Below are 23,805 nucleotides of genomic sequence, written 5' to 3'. Positions count from 1 at the left end.
TGAGTCCTCCTTATTATATTTTAAGACCAGAGAAGCACATCATAGCCATAGCCATGAGTCCTACTGTGATGAAGGTAATACCAAGACCCTGCAAAGGCTTAGGCACATCGCTGTACTGCATCTTCTCGCGGATAGCACCCATGGCCACAATAGCCAAGGTCCAGCCAATACCGCTACCAAGAGCATAAACGATAGCGTCTACCACGCTGCCAATGTACTGCGAGTTGGAAGGGTCGAGATTGATGCGCTGCTGCATAAAGAGCGAAGCACCCATGATAGCACAGTTAACGGCGATAAGTGGCAAGAAGATACCAAGAGCAGCATATAGCGATGGTGAATACTTCTCGACTACCATCTCTACCAACTGTACGATACCAGCGATAACAGCAATAAAGAGGATGAAACTCAGGTAAGAAAGGTCTACGCCTTCAACCAAACAATCGGGGCCCAACACCTTAGTCTGCAACAGATAGTCTACAGGTACGGTGACGAGCAATACGAATGTAACGGCAAGACCAAGTCCCAATGATGTCTTCACATTCTTCGATACGGCAAGGAACGAACACATGCCGAGGAAGAAGGCAAATATCATGTTGTCCACGAAAATGGACCTGAAGAAAAGGCTTATTAAATGTTCCATTGTTTAATTGTGAGTTTTGAGTTTTGAGCTTTGAATTATCGGCTGAGCCGATTTTGAATTGTTCAGTTATGAATTTTGGTTGCCACCAATTCTCAATTCCTTAATTCAACATTGCGGCTATGCCGCAACAATTCAAAATTCAAAATTCAACATTCAACATTATTTTTCTTTATAAAAGTAAGCTCTATGAATCCATATTACGCATCCCAAGAGGATGAGCGCCATGGCAGGCATTGTCATCATACCGTTGTTGATATAGCCAGCATCGTAAACTCCCTGAGGGATAATCTGGAAACCGAGCAATGAGCCACGACCAAGAAGCTCGCGCACACCACCTACAGCAACGAGGATATAAGCATAACCAAGACCGTTGCCTACACCATCAAGGAATGAAGGCCAAGGCTTGTTCTGCATGGCAAATGCCTCAAGACGACCCATGAGGATACAGTTGGTAATGATAAGACCCACATATACCGAAAGCTCTACGCTAACATCGTAGACATAGGCCTTGAGTATCTGGCTCACGATAGTAACAAGAGCAGCAACAACTACCAACTGCACGATGATACGGATACGGTTTGGTATGGTGTTGCGAATGATTGAGATAATCACGTTAGCAAATGCTGTAATCACCGTCACGGCAAGACCCATCACGATAGCAGGCTTAAGCTGTGATGTTACAGCAAGAGCCGAACAGATACCAAGTACCTGTACAAGGATAGGGTTGTCGAGGTTAAGAGGATTGGTGAATGCAGCCTTATTCTCTTTTGAAAACAAACTCATAATCTTGTTCCTCCTCCTTATTTAGATGTTAAGAATTTTGTGTACTCACCGAGGCCATTCTTGAGCATATCGCTCACACCATTACAAGTAAGTGTAGCACCAGTTACGGCATCACACTGTGTTGTAGGATCACTAACCTCATTCTTCTTCACTACCGAGAGAGCTACGCCTTCCTTGCCTGCAGCAAAGATATGCTTGCCCTTGAACTGATCTTGCCAAGCACGAGAATCCTTGATTTCGGCACCAAGACCAGCTGTCTCGCCCTCGTGATTGAAGTAAGCTCCATATACGGTCTGCTTGTCGGCGTTGAGGGCAATATAACCGCTGATACCGCCCCAAAGTCCCATACCATAAACTGGGATGACATACTTAGTCTCGCCTTCCACGTTGCAAACATAGAGGGCAAGCTTGCCTTCCTTGGTAGAAGCACTGTTGCAGAGGAATCCAGCCTTTGTGCCACCTTGCTCGCCTTCAGCTACAGTCTCGCCGTTACGGTCGATAATCTTGTCGGCAGTTATCACCTTATTATATTGTTCTGTAGCCTCAGCACCGTCTATATCGCGAATGTTGAGAGCTGCAAGAATTTGCTTTTTCTTATCGAGAGCCACGTTCTCGTCCTGCTGCGGCTTAAGTGTAGAAGACACGAATGCAAGCAGGAACGCAACGATAACTACTATAACGACAGAATATATGATTGTGTAGGAGTTTGAACTGGTGTTCAGCCCCTTCTTCTTTGTTTCTTCCATATTCCGATAATGTTATTTGTTGGTTAAACGTTTCATTCGCTTAGAGATGTTCTTCTGTACTACACAGTAGTCGATGAGCGGAGCGAACATGTTCATGAAGAGGATGGCAAGCATCATGCCCTCTGGATATCCAGGGTTCATAACACGTATGATAACAGCCATGATACCAATGATGGCGCCATACCAGTACTGACCGCATTGTGTGCGAGCTGATGTCACAGGGTCGGTAGCCATAAATACAGCACCAAAACAGAAGCCACCCAATACGATATGCTCATACCATGCGATAGGAGTCATGCCAAGAGCCTCGAAGATGTAGGCGGCTACAGCACCACCAACAAACACGCTGAGCATTGTACGCCATGAGGCAATACCTGTCCAAAGCAAGATAACAGCACCGATAGCAATTGCTATAACACTTGTTTCGCCTATTGAACCTGGGATAAGACCTGTAATCATGTCGCAAAGACTGTTGTTTACAGCAGCTCCCTGAGCAATCTCACCAAGTGGTGTAGCGCAAGTGAATGTATCAGGCAGAGTATTGCCAAGTCCGAAGATTGTGTCATTAGCCACCCATACTGCGTCGCCACTCATCTTTGTAGGATAAGAGAAGAATAGGAACGCACGTGTAATAAGAGCCACGTTGAAGATGTTCATACCTGTACCACCGAATATCTCCTTGCCTATTACTACAGCAAAGGCAACAGCAATGGCAAGTGCCCACAACGGACAACCTACTGGGATAATCAACGGAATGATGATACCCGAAACAAGGAAGCCTTCCTGAATTTCCTCGCCTTTCCACTGTGCCCAGGCAAATTCGATACCGAGACCTACCACGTAGCTAACGATGATTTTAGGAAGCACCTGCAATGCTCCATAGATAAACATTGAGAAGAACGAAGCGTCGGCCAATGCGCCTGCTGCCTTATAGTTCTGGAATCCCACGTTGTACATACCGAACAACAATGCCGGAAGCAACGCTATAACTACGAAACTCATAATGCGCTTCGAGTCGATGGCGTCGTGAATATTAACACCGGTCTTGGATGTTTGGTTAGGTACAAACAGGAAAGTCTCAAAGCCGTCGAACAAGCTGCGGAAGGCGTGAAGCTTTCCTTCAGGCTCGAAATTCGGCTTGATGTCATTAAGATATTTTCTTAGAAAATTCATACTTTCTCTTTGTAATTAAATTAAATGTTATGCATTCTCCTTGCGAAGCATGTCGAGACCCTGACGCACAATGTGCTGGAGTTCTAGTTTTGACGAGTCTACAAACTCAGCTACGGCGAAGTCCTCAGGAGCCACCTCATATATACCAAGTTGCTCCATACGGTCGATATCGCCAGCGATGATTGCCTTGATAAGATATTCGCCATAGATGTCCATAGGCAGAACCTTGTCGTACTCGCCACTCATAATCATATGGCGCTCACCACCCTTGATACGTGCATCAAGGTTGTACTCCTTATTCTTACCCAAGAGCCATGAAAGATAGCTGCGGTTAACAGAGAAATCATTGGTACGTGGAAGTATCCAACCAAGCATCTCGTCTACATTGTCGCCTTCAGGTATTACGGTAATCTCTGATGTGTGACCACCAACAAAATCCTCGGCTGTACATTTACGTCCTGTCAACGGATTGCCGTTGATAATGCGCACGTGATCCTTTGCAGCGAGCTTGCCATCAAGAATGCTTGCTATAGGCTGACCAACAAGAACCTCAGCATAAGCAGGATTGTTGATTTCGCTACCTGCAACAGCTACAAGACGACGAAGGTCTACCTTGCCTGTGTTGAATAGGCGACCGAAGAAGATAACCGCTGTAGGTTCTACAGTCCAAACCACCTCGCCTTTGTTTACTGGAGCAATGTTGTTAACCTGAACACCTACATTACCAGCTGGACACGGACCATCGAACACGTTCACCTCAACATCCTTTGCAGATGTCAATGCCGAGCTTGTCTGCTTTGCACCAATACCAAGATAGGTCTTGGCAATCTTTGACAAGGCGGTAAGACCAGCCTGGAAGTCTTTCTCATTACCTTGCAATTCAAACTCAAAGTTGCCAGCCAATGGCATGTCGCGCAAAGCACTAACGAAGATAGCACGTGGCTTTTGGTCGGGAGTTGTAGAAACAGCGTATGGCAACTGGTTGATATAACCGAACAAGCCGGCCTCAAGCAGAGCCTTAATTACAGCATCGCCATCAAGCGAAGCCACCTGTTTCTGACCAAAGTCAACATACTGCTGATCTTTATCAGCCTCTACGACAACGCGCAACACCTTGCGGCGGTCGCCTCTGACAACAGCTTGCACCACTCCACTTACAGGTGAGGCGAACTTAACATCTGTCTGTTTCTTGTTGACAAACAGAGCTTCACCAGCCTTCACCTTGTCGCCCTCGCGAACAACAACCTTAGGGATCATGCCTACAAAGTCGTCAGGTACAAGGGCATATTGGGCAGCAGCCTTAACAGAGAACTTCTGCTCAGCAGCCTTTCCCTTGAGGTTAATGTCCAAACCCTTACGTAACTTAATTACATTTGCCATAAATATATTAAAAAAATAAGAAATTTCTCTTTACTCAGATATTGAAATAAACAGTAGCTTCCACGGTAATGAAAACCGCCTACAAAATTAACAAAAATTTGTGAGCTAACAGAAGAAAAATCATCAATTATTAGCGACAAAACCGTCTTTACCATAAAGTTTGGCACAAGTATCATCCTAATGTTGCAATAATGTCATACCGACTTTGCAAAAAAACAACTAATAAAACAACATTTCATCAAGAATCATTTGGAACTTTGAATATAATATTATAAGTTTGCAGTTGAATGAATCTTGAATCTATACACATCTTAAATTAACATCACAACATGGGAAATATAATCATGGCATTGATAGTGGCAATAGTTGTCCTAGGCAGTTGCTCCAACAACAAGAAGGACAACATGGAAAACAAAGTCACAACCTCTACTCACAAGACAAAGAAAAAAGTAGCCGATTATGGCGAGCTTGCCACTGTATATCTATCTACCGAAGACTTCAAGCAGAAGGTAATGAACTACGAAAAGCATCCGCAGGAATGGGTGTTTGAGGGAAGTCGACCTGCTGTTATCGACTTCTATGCCACATGGTGTGGACCATGCAAGATGACGGCTCCGATAATAGAGAGATTGGCAAGACAATATAAAGGCAAAATTGATTTCTATAAAGTTGATATCGACCAAGAACGCGAGCTCGCACAACTATTTGGCATACAAAGCATTCCTACATTTTTGTTCATTCCTTTGTTAGGGCAGCCCACAATACAGATGGGAGCCATGCAAATGGCCGATTTCGAAGAGATAATCAAAACAGAATTGTTGAACAAGAAAGAGGTTTCATCATAAAGATTTGTCATTCTCAATGTTTTTCCGTAACTTTGTACGTCTTTTCGACATGATACAAACAGCAGGATAAAAACGAATCATAAGAAGCCCACGTGTTCAAACGTATAATAAACATCACCATATGGACCCTTATAGGTCTATACACAGCCATTATCATTCTGTTGCACATCCCGTCCATTCAGACTTATATTGGGGGATGTGTAGCAGATGCTCTATGCGACAAATTCGGCACTAAGGTAAAAGTAGGCAGAGTGGACCTCGGCTTTATTAATCGCCTTATACTCGACGATTCGTATATGCAGGACAAGAATGGCGAGCAAATGCTGCGTGTATCACGAATTTCGGTAAAAATTAACCTGTTGGCACTTGCCAACGGACAAATTGAAATAACATCGGCTCAGTTCTTTGGCCTTCATGCCAATCTATATAAGGCTACTCCAGAGGCAAAGCCAAACTTCCAGTTTGTTATTGACGCACTTGCGTCAAAGGACTCTACAAAGCAAAAGACACCACTCGACCTACAAATCAACTCGCTCATCATACGCAATGGTGAGATTAGTTATCGTGTGCTGTCACGTCCAAGTAGGCCTGGCAAATTCTCTGCCGACGACATCAATGCACGCAACATAAGCGCGCACATCATAATCAACCGCATTACCGACGATTCACTTAACGTTAAGGTTAAGCGTATTGCATTTGACGAACGTTGCGGATTCAAACTAAAGTCATTATCCCTCAGTGCTATAGCATGTCGCACTAAAACTAAAATAGAGAACTTCAAGCTTGAGCTCCCAGCCACTTTAATTCAAATTCCAAGCCTTCAGGCTTCGTACAGAATGAAGAATGGACAGATAGAAATGCCTACACTACAGTTTGATGGAAGCATAAAAGCACCCTATATTTCTCCATCCGACTTAGCCGTATTTGTACCTACACTTACCCGTCTAAATATGCGTCCTGCATTGGACATACAATTTAATGGCACTGGCTCTTCGCTCACCGTAAACAAGATTAGTATCAATACAACAGACGGCAGTCTGCAACTTGTAGCCAATGGTGGCGTAAAGAACTATCCTGCCAACCCATCATGGTATACCAATATCGACCAACTCAAGGCCGGTCAGCAAGCAATATCCAATATCTATGCTGTAGCTACCGGAAAGAATGTACCCAATATAATCGAACGCTTGGGCAACGTGCAAATTACCGGTTATGTTGGTGGCGACAAGAAGAATATTGCCTCTGAAGGCAAACTGAATACATCACCCGGCAATCTGACATTGGCTTTCGACAAGCGAGGCGACAAAATTACAGCCCATATGGAGACGGTTAGATTCAACATCGGATCGCTTGTCAACGACAACAAGCTTGGACACATATCTGCCAATCTCAATGTGCATGGTTCATCTAAAGACAATTTCGCAGCACAAGGCCGTGTATACGATTTCGATTACAATGGTTACAAATATCGCAGCCTTAACCTTAACGCTACCTATCGCAACAAGCGACTTGAAGGCAAGGCCAACATTGACGATCCAAATGTGCAACTTACCGCTATTGGAACATTTGTAAACAACGGGGCAAAACCAAACTTGCAGCTTAAAGCCAACATTGCACACTTTGAGCCGAATACATTGCGCCTTACAGACAAATGGCAACAAACAGCTTTCGCTGCCAATATTGCATGCGACATAAAGGGCAGTGACATCAATAATGCTGACGGATCTATAGAGCTACACGACTTCGCCATGCGTGGTCCCGAAACCGAATACAATATTAATAATGTATCGGTTAAGACCGGATACAACAACGGCAACCACTTCCTTGATGTTGACAGCGACTTTGGAACTATCAACATCAACGGACACTTTAGCTATAACACTATCGTTAGAAGTGTGCTCAATATGGTGGCAGCAAAACTGCCTACCATACCCGGACTTACACATAAGCCGCAACGAGAGTTTAATGACTTCACCATTAACGCGTCGCTCAACAGCACCGAATGGATGAACCGCCTACTTGGAATTCCTCTTGAGATACACCGCCCGCTAAACATAAGTGGCGAGATTGACGACAAAAACGAGAAGATAAACCTATGGTGCGATGTGCCGTCATTCACATTCAACGGCAATCGATTCAGCGATGCCTTTGTCAATGTAGAGTCACCAAGCGACACATTAAAGGCAGATATCCGCATCAAGAAACTTGCCGACAGAGGCAAGTATATGGCTTTGCACCTTAACGCGGGCGCATCCGACAACCATCTAAATACGTCGCTTAGCTTCAGCAACAACGAGCGTCATCCGCTTAAAGGCATTATCAATTCCAGTACAGTATTTGCCAAGGACGAGGAGGGTGTATCTACGGCATACATCGATGTGCTGCCATCACGCGCTACAATTGGCGATACTACATGGCACGTAGCACCATCTTCGATAATATACAGCAAGAACAAACTTCAGGTAAATAGCTTCTCTGTTAGTCACGACAACCAAATGCTTGCCATCAACGGCACTGCCACGAAGAGCGAGAATGACTCGCTGCTCGTTACACTTAACGATATAGATGTTAGCTACGTGCTTAATCTTGTCAACTTCCATTCGGTAGATTTCTTAGGCATGGCGTCGGGCGAGGCACGCATAGCAGGTGCCTTCAGTGAGAAACCATTGCTTTCTGCCGATGTAATAGTTAAGGACTTCAAGTTTGAGACGGGTCGCATGGGCACGCTATATGCCAATGTTGGCTACAATCACGAAGAGGGAAACATAGAGATTAATGCTGTGGCTAAAGACGAAGACAACCGTTGGACCGACATAAACGGATATGTATCGCCCAAGCACAACTATATAGACTTGGCTATTGACGCACACCGCACAAGAGCCGAATTTATGGAGAGCTTCTGCGGCTCGTTTATGGACAACGTCAATGCTGATATCAACGGCAACGTCAATGTTGTTGGTCCGCTTAACAACATCAATCTTGTAGGCAAAGCTGTTGTAGACGGTTCGGTTCGTTTGTCGGCACTTAACACCACCTATTGGATGCGAGGCGACTCGGTAACATTCGTTCCGGATGAGATTAAGTTCAAAGGCGACACCTTATACGACCGCAACGGCAATATTGGCATTATGACTGGCAGCATATACCATAAACACTTAACCAATCTGTCGTACGCGCTTAAGGTTAAGGCAAAGAACCTTCTTGCCTACGACACACATTCGTTTGGCGACAATACATTCTATGGTACTGCATATGTCACTGGCGATTGCGATATAAAGGGCAAGAGCGGTGAAGTGGTTATCGACATTGATGCTGTGCCCGAAAAGAACAGTATACTGGTATACAATGCTGCAGACCAATCGTCGATTGGCTCTACCGACTTTATTACATGGAAGGACAACAATGTGGAGGAAACCGACTCTACCGACACCGAACATAATAATAAGGTGGACATATCGACTAACATAAGGCTCAACTTCCTTATCAACTGCAACCCCAACGCCACGCTTAAGTTGATTATGGACGAGAAGACAGGCGACTATATCACCCTTAATGGCGACGGTGTGTTGCGCGCATCCTATTTCAATAAAGGCTCGTTCGACATATATGGCAACTATATTGTTGACCATGGAGTGTACAAACTTACCATTCAGAACATCATAAAGAAGGACTTTACATTCCAGAAGGGAGGCTCTATATCGTTTGGTGGCGACCCATACAACGCAGCACTCAACCTTAAGGCCTTATACGTTCTCAACAGCGTTAGCCTTGCCGACCTTAACATCGGACGCTCGTTCTCTAACAACAATGTGCGTGTAAACTGTCTGATGAACATCACGGGCAACCCAAACTCGCCAAAAGTAGATTTCGACTTGGATATGCCTAACATGTCGAACGACATAAAGCAGATGGTATATAGCCTTCTCAATGCAGAGGAGGAAAAGAACCAGCAGGTGCTCTACCTACTTGCCGTGGGAAGATTCATGGCACAGAACAATAACAACAATGCCACAGGCGAGACTCCTCAATACAGCCAAACATCACTGGCAATGCAGAGTTTCTTGAGCGGCACAATCAGTCAGCAACTCAACAGCGTGCTTAGCAACGTTATAAACAGCAGCAATTGGAACTTTGGCGCCAACATATCTACAGGTACCGAGGGATTCAACAATGCCGAATACGAGGGTATGCTGTCGGGTAGCTTACTTAACAACCGACTGCTCTTTAACGGACAGTTTGGCTATCGTGACAATGCCAATGCTACAACAAGCTTTATTGGCGACTTCGACATTAAGTATCTGCTATTCCCTAACGGCAACCTTGCCATAAACGTGTACAACAAGACCAACGACCGCTACTTTACACGCAACAGTCTTAACACGCAAGGCTTGGGTGTTATAATGAAGAAGGACTTCACCAGAATATCCGACCTCTTCTTCTGGAGAAAGAAGGAGAAAACAAAAAAATAGGAAGTACGGCTTAAAACCGTACTTCCATAACACCCCCTCTATCCTATCTTTAGCTATAAATAAAACTACATACACTATGAAAAAACTCAATGTCACTCTCCTACTCCTCCTCTCCTTACACGCGCCAGCATTTGCCCAATATGCCGACCAACCAAAAAACCAATGGCAACAATACTTTGAGCAAATTGCCGACTACGATGATATAGAGGACAACAACATGGAGGATATGTACGAACGCCTGTGCGAGCTCGAGGCCTCGCCTATCAACCTAAACACAGCCACAGCCGATGATCTTAAGCAACTCTCCTTTCTTAACTCTACACAGATAGAGGAGCTTACCGAATATCTCGACCGCTATCGTCCGCTGCAATCAATGGGCGAATTGTCCATGCTTCAAACGCTCGACCCTGTGCGCCTTAATATGCTGCAATGCTTTGTATTTATTGGCAACGAGAAGAAAGACAAGCAATTTCCCGATGTAAAAGACATACTCAAATATGGCAAACACGAACTTGTTGCCACAGCAAGCATTCCGTTCTACGAGAGAAAGGGCGACCGCAGCGGCTACCTGGGATATCAATACAAACATTGGATGCGCTACACATTCAAGTTTGGAAGGTATGTACAAGCGGGTATAACGGGGGCGCAAGATGCCGGAGAGCCTTTCTTCGCCAACGGCAACAATATGGGTTACGACCATTATGCTTATTATGCCATTGCTCGAAAACTTGGATGTCTGAAGACACTCGCACTCGGACAATACAAGGTTCGACTTGGTATGGGGCTTATTATGAATACAGGTTTTGCACTTGGCAAAACTACATCGCTTGTGTTCTCATCTTCCACCAACAACATATCACCAAACGCCTCACGCTCTGATGCCTACTATCTGCAAGGCACTGCGGCAACAATTGCACTTGGCAAGCATACGGACATCACGGCATTTGCATCCTACCGCAAGATAGATGCCACTCTTAACGAAGACGGCTCAATACGCACGCTGCTGCATACTGGTTACCACCGTACCATAAGCGAAATACGACGCAAGCACAACTCGGCACAATGGACAACCGGCGCTGCTATACGCTGGCAAAACTATGGACTGCATCTTGGTGCCAACACCATATACACAACATACAACCGCGAATTGCATCCCAACACATCGCAACTGTTCCGCCTATACGACCCTAAAGGAAAGAGTTTCTACAACGGCAGCATCGACTACGGATTCATAAACAGCTGGCTTAACATCAACGGCGAAACGGCTCTTAACAACGAGGGAGCGATAGCTACAATTAACAGCATTTCGCTTAAAGCTTGTTCTTCGCTTACTCTCACAGCCATACAACGTTTCTATTCATACCGATACTATTCGCTCTTTAGTTCATCGTTCAGCGACGGAGGCAAGGTGCAAAACGAGAGTGGAATATACCTCGGAGCTAAATGGTCGCCACTAAGCCGACTATCTATACTTGCCTACTCTGACTATGCCTACTTTCCTTGGGCACGATACACTGCATCCAAAACATCACACTCATGGGACAACATGCTACAAACCACCTATACCATGTCAAGGCGCCTTACATTGTCTACACGATATCGTCTGCGAATAAGACAACAAGACTATAACAATGCCGAGACAACAAAAAAGAAGATACTTATAAACAAAACCGAGCATCGTGCGCGCCTGTCATTGGCATACAATGGCAAACATTTCAATGCCAAAACTCAAATAGACGGAGCATACGCGGTATTTCCATCTGGTATGCAAGGCTTGGAGAACAGTTGCGGTGGTATGATTATGCAAACTATTGGATATAACCATGATGCTATAACCGTAGCCGTAAACGTTGGATATTTCAATACGCAAGACTACAACTCGCGCATTTATGCCTACGAGCGCAGCACATTATACAGTTTCAACTTCCCGATGTATTACGGCGAGGGCATGCGCGGAGCCTTGTTCGTAAGGGGTAGTATTGGCAATAGCCTTATTATAATAGGTAAGGTGGGAACCACCAAATACTTCGACCGCGACGTGATATCAAGTTCGTATCAACAAATCAACAGCTCATGGAAAACTGATATGGACATACAAGTGAAGTGGAAATTCTGAATAGAAGAATTGGGAAAACTCTGCCTTATCCATCTTGTTATGCATAAATAGACATAGCATAAGGTTAAAGACACCAAAATAGATGAGATTTAGATTTATTATTGTTACTTTTACAAGTGGATTTATTTATCCTACTTTTGCAAGTTGCATATTTAAAGAAGATCGTTCAATACATTATATATAATAAGGTATAGAAAATAAAAGATATGAACAGAAACGAAATAGTTGAGCATTTGGCAAGCAAAGGAGTAAAACCTACTGCCAACAGAATATTAGTGCTAAAAGCTCTGCACGAGGCCAATCGACCTATGAGCTTGAAGGCATTAGAAATGAAACTACTGTCTATGGACAAGTCGAGCATATTCCGTGTGCTGACATTGTTTCTTGAACATGAGGTTGTACACTCGTTCGAGGACGGACGTGGTTTGCTAAATTACGAGCTATGCGGACATCATGGTCCATGCAAGCACGACGAAAATCATATACACTTCTATTGCGAGATATGCCAACGTTCGTTTTGCTTGGAAGATGCGCAAATGCCAGATGTACAATTGCCGGAAGGGTTTGAGGCACATGCCATGTCGTTTGTTATTAAGGGAGTATGCGCAGAGTGCAAAGCAAAGTAATACATCTATACAATCAACGGGGATTAACAACTTGACAAATCATCAAGTTGTTAATCCCCGTCAATTTTATGTAGGTATACTTTAAGTATTACTCCTCAGCTGCTTTGAGCTGCTCGGCAACCTCGTCGTTGATGCGCTTAGCAAACTCCTCCTTAGTCATAGTAGCCTGCTCGCCGCCACCTTGCTTACGCATAGAAACAAGACCCTCGGCTGCTTCCTTCTCACCTACTACTACCATGTAAGGCACACGCTTGAGCTCGTTGTCGCGAATCTTGCGGCCAATCTTCTCGTTGCGGTCGTCTACAAGTGCACGTACACCCTGCTTGTCGAAGAACTTCTGTACCTCCTTAGCATACTCGTTGTACTTCTCCGAGATAGGCAGGATAGCCACCTGGTCTGGTGTAAGCCACAATGGGAAATGACCTGCTGTATGCTCAATAAGCACAGCTGTGAAACGCTCCAGTGAACCAAACGGTGCACGGTGAATCATTACAGGTGTCTGCTTAGAGTTATCCTCAGCTGTATACTCCAGCTTAAAGCGCTGTGGCAAGTTGTAGTCAACCTGGATTGTACCAAGCTGCCAACGACGACCAATAGCATCCTTAACCATGAAGTCGAGCTTAGGACCATAGAAAGCAGCCTCGCCTACTTCCTCGTGTACCTCAAGGCCCTTCTCGCGACAAGCCTCGCGGATAGCATTCTCTGATTCAGCCCAAATCTCCTCGCTACCAATATACTTCTCGGTATCCTTAGGATCGTGGAGCGAGATCTGTGCCTCGTAGTTGTTGAAACCAAAGATGCTGAACACCTTGAGAATGATGTCGATGATGTTCTCAAACTCCTGTCTTACCTGCTCTGGACGTACAAAGAGGTGAGCATCGTCCTGAGTAAAGGTGCGCACACGTGTAAGTCCGTGCAACTCGCCACTCTTCTCATAGCGGAACACAGTACCAAACTCGGCGATACGCAAAGGCAGATCCTTGTACGAACGTGGCTTGCGTGCGAAGACCTCGCAGTGGTGAGGACAGTTCATAGGCTTGAGCATATACTCCTCGTCCTCCTCTGGTGTGTGGATAGGCTGGAAAGCATCCTTGCCATAATGAGCGTAGTGGCCTGATGTTACATAAAGGCTCTTGCCACCAATACCCGGAGTGATAACCTCCTGATAGTTGTAAGGCTTAAGGAGCTTGCGCAGCAAGTCCTGAAGACGAAGGCGAAGATCGGTACCCTTAGGCAACCATATAGGCAAACCCTTACCTACACGCTCAGAGAACATAAATAGTTCCATCTCCTTGCCAATCTTACGATGGTCGCGCTTCTTAGCCTCCTCAAGCATCTGCAGATACTCATCCAGCATGCTCTTCTTAGGGAAAGAGATGCCATAGATACGTGTCATCTGGTCGCGCTTAGCGTCTCCGCGCCAGAAAGCACCAGCAACACTTGTAATCTTAACAGCCTTGATAGCACCAGTACTCATAAGGTGCGGGCCACGACAAAGGTCGGTGAAGTTGCCCTGAGTGTATGTAGAAATTGAGCCATCCTCAAGATCCTGCTCAATGTGCTCACACTTGTAAGCCTGACCATCAGCCTTGAATTCGGCCAAAGCCTCAGCCTTAGGAACCTCACGACGAACAACTGGCTCGTTCTTCTTGGCGAGTTCCTTCATCTTTGCCTCTATCTTCGGGAAGTCGTTCTCGGAGATGACGTCGCCTTCCTTAGGCATTACGTCGTAGAAGAAACCGTTTTCCACAGCCGGACCAAATCCAAACTGTATGCCAGGATAAAGCTCCTTAAGAGCCTCGGCAAGAAGGTGGGCAGATGTGTGCCAGAATGTGTGCTTACCCTCTTCGTCCTCAAATCTGTAAAGGGCGATTGTAGCGTCCTCGTTGATAGGACGATTAAGCTCCACTGTTTCACCATTAACACCGCAAGATACAACGTTGCGAGCGAGAGCCGGTGAAATACTCTCGGCGATTTGTAACCCCGTCACGCCCTGCTCGTATTCACGAACTGAGCCATCAGGAAATGTGATTTTAACCATAACAAATTAGTTTTTTTATCAAAGTTGGTGCAAAGATAACTAAATAAAAAGACTAGGCAAAAATAAACGTGGTTATTTTCATGTTTTCTTTGCTGAATGACCGAAATTATGTAATTTTGCACCTATGAGAATAGATATTATAACCGTATTGCCCGAAATGCTTGAGGGCTTTATAAACGAATCGATACTTGCACGCGCTCAAAAGAAGGGTCTCGCCGAGATTCATCTACACAACTTGCGCGACTATTCGGCAGATAAGTGGCGCCGTGTTGACGACTATCCTTATGGAGGATTTGCGGGTATGGTGATGCAATGCGAACCTATCGACCGCTGTATTTCTGCTTTAAAGGCCGAACGCGATTACGACGAGGTGATATTCACATCGCCTGATGGCGAGAAGTTTGACCAGCATGTTGCCAACGATCTTTCGATGAAGGGCAACATCATCATACTATGCGGACATTATAAAGGTATAGACCAGCGTGTGCGCGACCATCTTATCACACGAGAGATTTCAATTGGCGACTATGTGCTCACTGGTGGCGAGCTTGCTGCTGCCGTTATGGCAGATGCCATTGTACGTATTGTGCCGGGTGTTATAGGCGACGAGCAGAGCGCCCTAAGCGATTGTTTCCAGGACGACATGCTATCTGCTCCTATCTACACACGCCCTGCCGACTACAAGGGATGGAAAGTACCCGATATATTGCTTAGCGGCAACGAGGCAAAGATAAAGAATTGGGAAATGGAACAAGCCATGGAGCGTACGCAGCGCTTGCGACCCGACCTGCTTGAGAAATAAAACCACACAAGACTTATGTGTTCAAAATCCACATTATCTTATTATGGATTTTGAACACATTATATATTCCACTTCAGCAAGTGTGAAAACAAGAAACCTATGGACTCATTGTATCTTCTTCAGTTTGCATGTTTCATATTCATGATTGTCAATGCCTTCTTCGTGGCACTCTCTCATCTGCATGTAAGATGGGAGAACAAGCGATATGAGCATTCACGATGGATGATTGTTGTCGCCTTAATAGGATTGGCGATACAATATGTCATACAGATGGTTTTCGGCTTCCGTGCTGCTGACGACAGTCTTGGGGCTGTCGTTAACATTCTCGTCTATACGCCCTGTTTTTCGCTTATCTCCATGGGAATCTACAATATAGAGGCCACACGTTCCAACCTCAGAAAGATGATACTGATGTGTAGTGGCATTTATGCTGCCATCATTGTGGTCTTTTGCGTGGGTATCAGTCTTCATCATAGCCTGTATATCAGAGAGGGGCTTTATCTGATGCTGACTCTGTTTTGCGTAAGTGTTTTCTATTGCATATACATGATTATTCAGGAGATGATTAGGCGTAAAAATATGTTGGAGACAATGGCGGCAACGGATTTGTTGCCTTACGTAAGATATTCCCGAGCAAGTGTAATCATTCTATGGCTCGCAGTTCTCGCTATGCCAGTTGCCATCTGTTCTACCACCTTATTATATATAGTAGGTCCTGCCGTATTGCTTGCCTTGTTGTTCTTCAATCTTACGTTTATTGCTCTCGGCAGCAGTTATATCCCTACCGAAGAACTCCTGGACAAAGAAGAAGAAAGCTATGCCTTAGCGAGAACTAAATATAGGTATGGGGGGGGCACATTCTGCCAAGCAGTATAATTCCACAGGTGGTATAGAATCTTTACAGCTAATTTCCGACGAGCGCAGAGATTTCATCCAGAAGAGTCTTGATGACTGGTGTGCGAATTTAGGATATAAGGACTGTAATGTAAACATACTGACGCTTTCCCGTACGCTTTGTATCTCAAAGAACGAACTGAGCCAGTTCTTCGACCAATGCCTGCACTCTAACTTCCGAATATGGCTCAGCGAGATACGTTTCAACGCAGCCAAGAAGATGATGTTGGAATATCCAGATTATAGCAACGACATCATTTCAGCCGAGTGTGGATTCTCTTGTCGCACTCATCTTTACCGAATCTTCAAGACAAAAGAAGGCTGTTCTCCTACCGAATGGAGAGACTTCCAATCTACATATACAGCACAAAATGATTCAAATTGAGCCTAATCATTTTTTCGTAAAATACCAAAGAAAAAGCAAAATTTTTATCGAAAAATAGTCAAAAAGGTGTCGCATTCCTACGAATGCGACACCTTTTTGGTAGGAATGCGACACTTGTACAGTGAAAAACTGCACCTTCTTTCGGAAAAATTCACTATATTTGCAACATGAAGGAAATAATAGAAACTATGCCAAGGATAGAATTAGCCCTGATCATCATCGGGGTGTTTGTACTCATATTAGGTATTATCTTGGGATATGCCATGATACATGAGTACAGGATGTATCTTGAGAATCATTGGAAGGCTCGCTATAGCTTTCGTGACTTCATCAAGAGAGAACGCTTTTATATCTATTTGCTGTTGGCATCCATATTTATCTTCCTGACAAACCTCTTGTATTTCCTGGAGTGAGTTTCGGTTAGAATGGATGAATTAGCTTTATGGTGGATACCTGTCTTGTAATTGGAGACAGATCCTTACCTTTACGATAAAAAACAAATGAATGATATGGTAAATTATTTGACAACAAAAAATCGGTTGCTGGTAGCAATACTTGCATTTATTCTTCCATTTTCTTTTGCGAAAGCAGAAGTAAAAGAAGATGGAAAGACTATTTCGCAAGGCTGGTACATCGGTATTGAGGGTGGAATGCCTTTCGGTTTCTCTACTTTCTCAAGTTTCGGACATGACAAGACGTACCTCGGTTGGGCTGCTGGCTTATATGGTGGCTATCGTTTCAACTCCATTTTCTCGGCAGAGTTATCTGCCAAGTACGGAGAAATGAACTTGTCTGCACAAGACTGTTGCGTAGAACGTAACTATTGGTTGGGTAGCGACGGCGTGCTTTACAAGGCAGGTGTCTTAGGCATGGACAGTTGGGAATATGCCAATCTGAAAAGCCATGTCAGAATGGGACAATATGGGGCAAGAGTGAACGTTCATCTCCTTGGACTGTTCCATCAAACAGCTAACAGCCGATGGGATTTGGCTGTTTCACCTCATATATATGCAGTAAGTACCAAGGCTGATATCCATACTATAGCCGATGATGCCAAGGTGATGAAAAGTTCAACCAACTGGCATTTGGGGTATGGTGCAGACTTGCAGGTGGGCTACCAACTGACCTCATGCCTGAAATTGGGCATCTATTCCGGTTTGACTCGTCTTACTGGCGAACGTATGGACGGAATGCCTGAGCATCTGCATAAGAACAACTTTGTTTGGGAAAGTGGAGTAAGATTAGGAATTAACCTCTCAAAAAAGAAGAACAAGGTAGTAGAAACTCCATCAGTTCCACAAAAGGAGGTTCTACAACAGGAACCAACTTCTTCGGAGAATGTCAATCAGAAAGAAACTGTGGATAAGGCTGAGACAAAGGTTGCTGAGCAAGACGTGGCAGAACAGCACAAGGTGACATTCCCCGTCGTCTACTTCGCTTTCAACAGTATCGCCATCAAGCAGAGCGAGCTGTCAAAGCTGAATGATATCCTACGTACATTGAAAGAGAATCCGGACATGAAGGTGACGGTGACCGGCTGGTGCGACACGAAAGGCAGCGTGGCTGTCAACAAGCGCATATCTCGCCAGCGTGCAGAAGCTGTAAAAACTTGGCTTGCGAAGAATGGCATAGAGGCTAATCGCATTACTGCAATAGGAAATGGTAGCGATGACACCCAAGATGCGGATAAGGCTCGCCGAGTAGAGACTAAAGACAATCATCAGTAACCCATAAAACAAGATAGAAAATGAAAGCAAAAAGAAGATTTAATATTTGGTTATGGGTGCTGTTATGCGTCCCATGCCTATTGGCAAGTTGCGACCATAATGTTCATGATGGTGAGGAAGAAGGTGGTTTGTCAGTATCGCTCACTTGGGCAGATGAAACCGACCAAGGTACGGAAGTGAAGGACGTGAAACTCTGGATATTCAATGCCGATGACGGTTCCTTAGTTGAGGAAAAACATTATGGCAGTGCGCAGGAGGTGGCAAGCCAACGCTTCGCTCTTCCTGAAGGGCATTATCAGATATTGGCTATTACCAATCTTATAGAGCCATTCTTCATCACTGACCAGACCAGGGCTTTGACTAATTGGAACAATATCCAGATAGGCTTGACCAATCCTAAGGATGTGAAGGACAATGCTTATTTCGGAGTTGCCGATGTGAAGATAGACAACAAGGAAGGCAACTATGTGGTGCGGAATCCTGTCAAAAGCGTGCTTGCCGAACTGACCATCATCATAGAGAATGTACCTAAAGGCACAGAGATGAGTGGCAAGGCTTTAGACTGTGCCTGGTGTCTGTTCCCTACACAGAAGAATAGTGATGGCGACTATGGGTTGCCGAGCATAGATCCAACGGAAGTGGAAATGCCTACTATCCTGGCTACGGAATCAACCCTGAAATCAGAAGTCATCCGGCTGATGCCGACCATACAGGGAAGCCCCGCCTCTCATGTTTATCTCCGCCTCTTGCTGCCTAACGGGATCTTGCAAGAGTATGACATCACCACTCCGGCGATGAAGGTTGGAGGAAAGTATGAGTTGCGACTCAACTACAACCAGATGCAGCCAAAGATGAATCTGGAAGCTACCATCAACGGTTGGACGAACCTCAACAATGAAGTAGAAATAAAATAATAATAACTTTTAAAATATTGATAATATGAAAAAGATGACTAAGTTTTTCGCCCTTGCACTCTTGGCTGGTGCAATGGTTTCATGCAGTACAGAAGACACCGCACCTTCTACCCAGAACGAAAAGGTAGCCGTGCAGTTTACTGGTGGTATCAACGTAAACACCCGTGCTGCGGGTGTAGCCTGGGCTGATGGTGACAAGATCGGTATCTTCATGACAGGTACCAAACAGCCTCTCTCGGCAGATGCAATCAAAGAGGGTGTTGACAATGTTTGCTATCAGTCAAATGGAAGTATAGGCTTTTCACCTGTTTCTGGAGGTAAGACTATTTTCTTCCCGATAGATGGAGATGTGGACTTCTATTCTTACTATCCACAGACCACTGTCAATGACTACAAGGTAGCACTTGATGTAACAGACCAAGGGAAACAAGAAGCTATCGACTTCATGTATGCCAAGACTGAAGGCTGCAACAAAGCTACGCCACAGGTATTCTTGAAGTTCTACCATAAGTTAAGCAATCTTGTTTTGGAAGTTCAACCAGGTAACGGTCTCACGCAAGAAGACCTTAAGAAAATGACTGTGACAGTGAAAGGTCAGAATACCAAAGCCACTTTCAATCTTGCGGATGGGACTATCTCTGGTGAAGAAACTCCTGCGGACATCACGATGAAAACTACCGAAGCTGGCAAGCTGTATGAGGCAATCCTGCTCCCTACAGAAGAAGCAAGCCGAGTGATAGAGTTTGACCTCAACAATGGTTACGACGCTCCTTTCGTATGGACAATGCCTGTAAAACTTGAGGGTGGCAAAAGATACCACTATACAGTAGTAAAATTGAGTCGTTCTGCCGTAGATATTTCTGGAACCATTGAGCCTTGGATAATGGCAGGAGACAATAATGAACATATAGCACAATAACAACTCTTAAATAACAAGAGATATGAAGAAATTTAGATTCTTATACATTGCTGCCGCAGCATTGCTGTTTGCAGCTTGCGCTAACGAAGAAGACGGTATCGGCAACAATGGTCCTGTTGCAGCCACAGTAAAGGCGGATATTTCCAACAATATCAAAACCCGTGGAACTGCAGACAACGACAGATGGACAACTGGCGACGCTATCGGTGTGTATGTCACTTCCGCAGGAAACACAAAAGGAACAAATGTTAAGTATGAATATGACAGATATGGTGAATTCGTTTCGGCAAATCCTATTTATTTTAGAGATAACGCGGAACAGACATTCAGTGCGTATTATCCATACATTGATGACCCCAATAATGACAAATTCGATGAGGATGGTTGGTTAAAAAATGATTGGGCTATTGATTACAGCAATCCAAGTAATACCTTATTAGCAAACGATTTTCTCTTTGCCTCGGGAGCAACAGCCAGCAAAGCATCGCCAATGGTTAATTTCACTGACTTGAATAATGTGGGTGAATCCTTGCCAGAGAAAGATCATCGCTTTAAGCACAAGATGAGTATGATAGAATTTACGGTCAGTGCAGGAGAAGGTATTGAGAGCAGGAAGAATAATCTTCAAAGTATAACATTGGACAAGATAAAGACACAGGGTAAGATAAATGTAAAAACAGGTGCGACAGAAGTCACAGGGACTTCTTCCCTAAAAACCTTACCAGTAACAGGTCTTTTGACCGATCGCAGGGTCTGCAAGTTCATACTCTTCCCGCAACAGTTCGAAAACAAAGAATTGACCATCAGTTGTAGTGTGTTGTATAACGAAAATACTATTAACAATTATACAACAAAGATACCCCTACCAAATGGATTCGAAGGTGGTAAAAAATATACTTATACTATCACTGTTAGAAATAATAGTATAGTAATAGGAAATGCAAGCATAACGGGTTGGGGTATTGGCATAGACAATGGATCTCTCGATGCAGAAATGGAATAATAAGGTACTGAAAATAGGAAATACAGGGTTAGTGAGCTTGGCCGCTCACTAACTCACTAACAATAAAAAACTGAAGATTATGAAGACGATAAAACAAAGAATTTCCTATGCGGTAATGGCTCTTATGGCTATGGGCTTTACAGCATGTACGCAAAATGAAGATATGGCTCCAACGCTGAAAGGGCAGGAAATCAATGCCACTTTCTCTGTTGGAGGTATGCAGACTCGTGTCAATACATTGGGAAATGGTAAAAATTGGGAGGACAAAGATAAACTGAAAGTAAGTATATTTACTGATTATGATCCTGGTAGTACGACTGTTCTTTCTTTTAATGGCGAAACCTGGTCCCGCAGTGGTAGTTTCCGTTGGTTAAATGGATACGAACAACATACTATTTTGGCTGTATATCCATCTGACATGGATTTTGGGAAAAATAATCTACAGTATGATTTACAGACAGACCAAAGCAGCGAAGATAAATTGAAAAACGCTGATCTCATAACTGGATATTGGTACGATGTTCCTTGGTCCGATTTAATAACCATTCCTATGAAGCATCGCATGTCGCTGGTTACAATAGTATATCATGTTGGAACTGCAGATTATCCTAATATGGATATTAGTGAACCACAAGTGTATTCTAAGCACAATAGTGTTGATTTTAGTAGAGACCAAGCCCGAGGGCAATTTGTCATGAGTACACCTAAAGGTAATCCTGCTTGGGTAAAAGCCTATAAGCATGACGATGGTATGTTTTCTGCAATTGTTATCCCTGGTTCATACATTAAAGATGAAGTCTTCTTGAGATTCATGATAGGCGACAATATTTTTAATGCTAAAATGAAGATGCCTACTGACTTTGAAGAGGGTAAACGCTACACCTACAAACTCGATATAGGAAAAGACAAAGTGGAACTGACCCGAATCAGCGTAGATGATTTGAAAGGTTGGGACAGTAACAACGAAGAAGAACTCAAATAATTGGAGGAAAGAATATGAAAAAGATATTTCAATACATCATGCTGGCAGTCGTTACTATAGTAATGGCGTCATGCACAAGTGATATAGAAGAAACAACCGCAACAACAGGCAAGAGCAACGTACAGTTGGTTGTAGGTGAATTTCCTGCATTCGGAGATTCACAGACTCGTGCTATTGGTACACCTGATGAAGGCAAGACTTCATGGGCAGAAGGAGATGAACTACTTTTGGTGATAGACAACACTTCTTATGGAAGTCACAGTGCAACCTTTACATATAATGGCAAGAGTTGGGAGTTGACAAGTGGTGAATTGGTTTATCGGGAAGGAGACCCTGCATATATACCTCATGTATATTACGCCCCTAATTATAAATGGGCCAACACCTCATTAATGTTGAAAAAAGGTAAGGCGGCAGGAACGGATGAACTTATCGAGGGAAATGCTATAATCACTGGTAATGGTGAGACTATAACCGTTTCTTTTGCCGAGGCAACACGCAAATATTCACGTTTGCGTATTGCAACTCTACCCAATGAGCAAATAACAGTTGATACCGAAGATTTCACTCCTGCGGGCAGCAGCGATATGGAACAGAAAGGAAATTATACACTTACTTCGGATGAAAAGGGCAATGCCTATTTATATGGTACTTTTGAAAATAATTCCGAAGTTACAGTGAAATATAGAGAAGCAGCATTGACAACTTACACATTCTCGCAAGCAACAGAAAATGCTAAGAGTTATGCTCTGGATGCTACTGTTGTTTCGCTGGCTGACGAAGGTATCACTTACGATCAAATTGTGGGAAACGTCAAGAAGGAATTGGATGCGGGCAAGACTTACATCAATCTCATGCTTGCTCCCGATGCGGATGAAGAAACATTGGATGCAATACATATCGGACTTGCAGGAGCAAGTTATGGGACTATAAACCTTACTTTGATAGGATGTAAGAAGATTCCTTCAGGAGGATTTATGTACTGGAAAATGCTGAAATCCATAGCCCTCCCAGATGTTACAGAAATCGCGGAAAAAGCTTTTTTAGATTGTACAAGGCTTCAAAAAGTAGTTTTAGGCAATCTTACTAAAGTATATGGTAAAGCAGGAGAGAAAGGTATCTTTGAGGGTTGCAGAACCAAAGACATCGACTTGATTTTGTCAAAAGACCAGAAAGTCATGAATGGTGGCAAAACCGAAGGTGGATATTGTTGGACTGCTGATATTACTAAAGATTATAGTGGTAGCGACGAACATAATGGAAGAGTATTCCTCAATTATGACTTCCAGTCTATTACATGTGATTATCAAGTTCCATAATAAATACAGATTATTTAACTCCTAAGCTGGGCAGGAGTATA

Annotated in this window: 20 protein-coding genes; 14 read left to right on the top strand and 6 right to left on the bottom strand. The window is 44.0% G+C overall.

What is annotated here, in order from left to right; all coding sequences use genetic code 11:
- Positions 1-13: 13 nt before the first annotated feature.
- The 5 genes from nqrE to C9991_RS08000 all read right to left on the bottom strand — a co-directional run bounded on the left by nqrE (position 14) and on the right by C9991_RS08000 (position 4,722).
- Positions 14-640 (bottom strand): NADH:ubiquinone reductase (Na(+)-transporting) subunit E, encoded by a 627-nt coding sequence (nqrE, locus tag C9991_RS08020; RefSeq protein ID WP_106812047.1) that lies wholly within the window; start codon positions 638-640, stop codon positions 14-16.
- Between the two features lie 159 nt (positions 641-799).
- Complete coding sequence (locus C9991_RS08015; RefSeq protein WP_106812046.1) at positions 800-1,423, bottom strand: NADH:ubiquinone reductase (Na(+)-transporting) subunit D; 624 nt, start codon at positions 1,421-1,423, stop codon at positions 800-802.
- 17 nt (positions 1,424-1,440) lie between these two features.
- A complete protein-coding gene (gene nqrC, locus C9991_RS08010) occupies positions 1,441-2,169 on the bottom strand; it encodes an NADH:ubiquinone reductase (Na(+)-transporting) subunit C (RefSeq protein ID WP_106812045.1) in 729 nt (242 codons plus the stop codon).
- A 12-nt stretch (positions 2,170-2,181) separates the two neighbouring features.
- The gene (locus tag C9991_RS08005; RefSeq protein ID WP_106812044.1) at positions 2,182-3,342 is read right to left on the bottom strand and encodes an NADH:ubiquinone reductase (Na(+)-transporting) subunit B; all 1,161 of its coding nucleotides are present in this window, start codon (positions 3,340-3,342) and stop codon (positions 2,182-2,184) included.
- A 27-nt stretch (positions 3,343-3,369) separates the two neighbouring features.
- On the bottom strand, positions 3,370-4,722 hold the full coding sequence (locus tag C9991_RS08000) for a Na(+)-translocating NADH-quinone reductase subunit A (RefSeq protein WP_106812043.1): 1,353 nt from the start codon (positions 4,720-4,722) through the stop codon (positions 3,370-3,372).
- A 329-nt stretch (positions 4,723-5,051) separates the two neighbouring features.
- Between C9991_RS08000 and trxA the strand changes: the two genes are divergently transcribed.
- The 4 genes from trxA to C9991_RS07975 all read left to right on the top strand — a co-directional run bounded on the left by trxA (position 5,052) and on the right by C9991_RS07975 (position 12,778).
- Positions 5,052-5,567, top strand: coding sequence for a thioredoxin (gene trxA / locus C9991_RS07990; protein WP_106812041.1), 516 nt, complete (start codon positions 5,052-5,054; stop codon positions 5,565-5,567).
- Between the two features lie 92 nt (positions 5,568-5,659).
- Positions 5,660-10,036, top strand: coding sequence for a translocation/assembly module TamB domain-containing protein (locus tag C9991_RS07985; RefSeq protein WP_106812040.1), 4,377 nt, complete (start codon positions 5,660-5,662; stop codon positions 10,034-10,036).
- 76 nt (positions 10,037-10,112) lie between these two features.
- Complete coding sequence (locus C9991_RS07980; RefSeq protein WP_106812039.1) at positions 10,113-12,152, top strand: helix-hairpin-helix domain-containing protein; 2,040 nt, start codon at positions 10,113-10,115, stop codon at positions 12,150-12,152.
- Between the two features lie 206 nt (positions 12,153-12,358).
- The gene (locus C9991_RS07975) at positions 12,359-12,778 is read left to right on the top strand and encodes a Fur family transcriptional regulator (protein ID WP_106812038.1); all 420 of its coding nucleotides are present in this window, start codon (positions 12,359-12,361) and stop codon (positions 12,776-12,778) included.
- Between the two features lie 88 nt (positions 12,779-12,866).
- On the opposite strand, the gene thrS is transcribed toward C9991_RS07975, so the two are convergent.
- Positions 12,867-14,819, bottom strand: coding sequence for a threonine--tRNA ligase (thrS, locus tag C9991_RS07970; protein ID WP_106812037.1), 1,953 nt, complete (start codon positions 14,817-14,819; stop codon positions 12,867-12,869).
- Between the two features lie 124 nt (positions 14,820-14,943).
- On the opposite strand from thrS, the gene trmD reads away from it, so the two are divergent.
- The 10 genes from trmD (at position 14,944) to C9991_RS07920 (ending at position 23,764) form a co-directional block, all read left to right on the top strand.
- Positions 14,944-15,621 (top strand): tRNA (guanosine(37)-N1)-methyltransferase TrmD, encoded by a 678-nt coding sequence (gene trmD / locus C9991_RS07965; protein WP_106812036.1) that lies wholly within the window; start codon positions 14,944-14,946, stop codon positions 15,619-15,621.
- Positions 15,622-15,720: 99 nt separating this feature from the next.
- Positions 15,721-16,497, top strand: a complete 777-nt coding sequence (locus tag C9991_RS07960; RefSeq protein WP_106812035.1) for a hypothetical protein — start codon at positions 15,721-15,723, stop codon at positions 16,495-16,497.
- The gene (locus C9991_RS07955; protein ID WP_106812034.1) at positions 16,466-16,900 is read left to right on the top strand and encodes a helix-turn-helix domain-containing protein; all 435 of its coding nucleotides are present in this window, start codon (positions 16,466-16,468) and stop codon (positions 16,898-16,900) included. Before C9991_RS07960 ends, C9991_RS07955 begins: the two co-directional genes overlap by 32 nt.
- A 167-nt stretch (positions 16,901-17,067) precedes the next feature.
- On the top strand, positions 17,068-17,313 hold the full coding sequence (locus C9991_RS07950) for a hypothetical protein (protein WP_106812033.1): 246 nt from the start codon (positions 17,068-17,070) through the stop codon (positions 17,311-17,313).
- 96 nt (positions 17,314-17,409) lie between these two features.
- Entirely contained in the window at positions 17,410-18,627 is a 1,218-nt protein-coding gene (locus C9991_RS07945; RefSeq protein WP_157949404.1) for an OmpA family protein, read from the top strand.
- Positions 18,628-18,647: 20 nt separating this feature from the next.
- Entirely contained in the window at positions 18,648-19,541 is an 894-nt protein-coding gene (locus tag C9991_RS07940; RefSeq protein ID WP_106812031.1) for a FimB/Mfa2 family fimbrial subunit, read from the top strand.
- 25 nt (positions 19,542-19,566) lie between these two features.
- A complete protein-coding gene (locus C9991_RS07935; protein WP_106812030.1) occupies positions 19,567-20,460 on the top strand; it encodes a fimbrillin family protein in 894 nt (297 codons plus the stop codon).
- A gap of 22 nt (positions 20,461-20,482) precedes the next feature.
- Positions 20,483-21,463 carry a fimbrillin family protein gene (locus C9991_RS07930; RefSeq protein ID WP_106812029.1) on the top strand — a complete coding sequence of 327 codons (981 nt, stop codon included), beginning with the start codon at positions 20,483-20,485 and terminating at the stop codon, positions 21,461-21,463.
- A gap of 79 nt (positions 21,464-21,542) precedes the next feature.
- Entirely contained in the window at positions 21,543-22,445 is a 903-nt protein-coding gene (locus C9991_RS07925) for a fimbrillin family protein (RefSeq protein WP_106812028.1), read from the top strand.
- 14 nt (positions 22,446-22,459) lie between these two features.
- Positions 22,460-23,764 (top strand): leucine-rich repeat domain-containing protein, encoded by a 1,305-nt coding sequence (locus C9991_RS07920; protein WP_106812027.1) that lies wholly within the window; start codon positions 22,460-22,462, stop codon positions 23,762-23,764.
- The last annotated feature ends 41 nt before the right edge of the window (positions 23,765-23,805 follow it).

This window comes from Prevotella merdae (assembly GCF_900290275.1).
GTDB classification, from domain to species: domain Bacteria; phylum Bacteroidota; class Bacteroidia; order Bacteroidales; family Bacteroidaceae; genus Prevotella; species Prevotella merdae.
The sequence above is the reverse complement of the archived record's forward strand: the minus strand, read 5'-3'. Positions and strand labels throughout refer to the sequence as shown.

Bases quoted from the DNA above. Each gene is read 5' to 3' on its own strand.
- nqrE (WP_106812047.1), bottom strand. From the start codon at position 640: ATGGAACATTTAATAAGCCTTTTCTTCAGGTCCATTTTCGTGGACAAC.
- C9991_RS08015 (WP_106812046.1), bottom strand. From the start codon at position 1,423: ATGAGTTTGTTTTCAAAAGAGAATAAGGCTGCATTCACCAATCCTCTT.
- nqrC (WP_106812045.1), bottom strand. From the start codon at position 2,169: ATGGAAGAAACAAAGAAGAAGGGGCTGAACACCAGTTCAAACTCCTAC.
- C9991_RS08005 (WP_106812044.1), bottom strand. From the start codon at position 3,342: ATGAATTTTCTAAGAAAATATCTTAATGACATCAAGCCGAATTTCGAG.
- C9991_RS08000 (WP_106812043.1), bottom strand. From the start codon at position 4,722: ATGGCAAATGTAATTAAGTTACGTAAGGGTTTGGACATTAACCTCAAG.
- trxA (WP_106812041.1), top strand. From the start codon at position 5,052: ATGGGAAATATAATCATGGCATTGATAGTGGCAATAGTTGTCCTAGGC.
- C9991_RS07980 (WP_106812039.1), top strand. From the start codon at position 10,113: ATGAAAAAACTCAATGTCACTCTCCTACTCCTCCTCTCCTTACACGCG.
- C9991_RS07975 (WP_106812038.1), top strand. From the start codon at position 12,359: ATGAACAGAAACGAAATAGTTGAGCATTTGGCAAGCAAAGGAGTAAAA.
- thrS (WP_106812037.1), bottom strand. From the start codon at position 14,819: ATGGTTAAAATCACATTTCCTGATGGCTCAGTTCGTGAATACGAGCAG.
- trmD (WP_106812036.1), top strand. From the start codon at position 14,944: ATGAGAATAGATATTATAACCGTATTGCCCGAAATGCTTGAGGGCTTT.
- C9991_RS07960 (WP_106812035.1), top strand. From the start codon at position 15,721: ATGGACTCATTGTATCTTCTTCAGTTTGCATGTTTCATATTCATGATT.
- C9991_RS07955 (WP_106812034.1), top strand. From the start codon at position 16,466: ATGGGGGGGGCACATTCTGCCAAGCAGTATAATTCCACAGGTGGTATA.
- C9991_RS07950 (WP_106812033.1), top strand. From the start codon at position 17,068: ATGAAGGAAATAATAGAAACTATGCCAAGGATAGAATTAGCCCTGATC.
- C9991_RS07945 (WP_157949404.1), top strand. From the start codon at position 17,410: ATGGTAAATTATTTGACAACAAAAAATCGGTTGCTGGTAGCAATACTT.
- C9991_RS07940 (WP_106812031.1), top strand. From the start codon at position 18,648: ATGAAAGCAAAAAGAAGATTTAATATTTGGTTATGGGTGCTGTTATGC.
- C9991_RS07935 (WP_106812030.1), top strand. From the start codon at position 19,567: ATGAAAAAGATGACTAAGTTTTTCGCCCTTGCACTCTTGGCTGGTGCA.
- C9991_RS07930 (WP_106812029.1), top strand. From the start codon at position 20,483: ATGAAGAAATTTAGATTCTTATACATTGCTGCCGCAGCATTGCTGTTT.
- C9991_RS07925 (WP_106812028.1), top strand. From the start codon at position 21,543: ATGAAGACGATAAAACAAAGAATTTCCTATGCGGTAATGGCTCTTATG.
- C9991_RS07920 (WP_106812027.1), top strand. From the start codon at position 22,460: ATGAAAAAGATATTTCAATACATCATGCTGGCAGTCGTTACTATAGTA.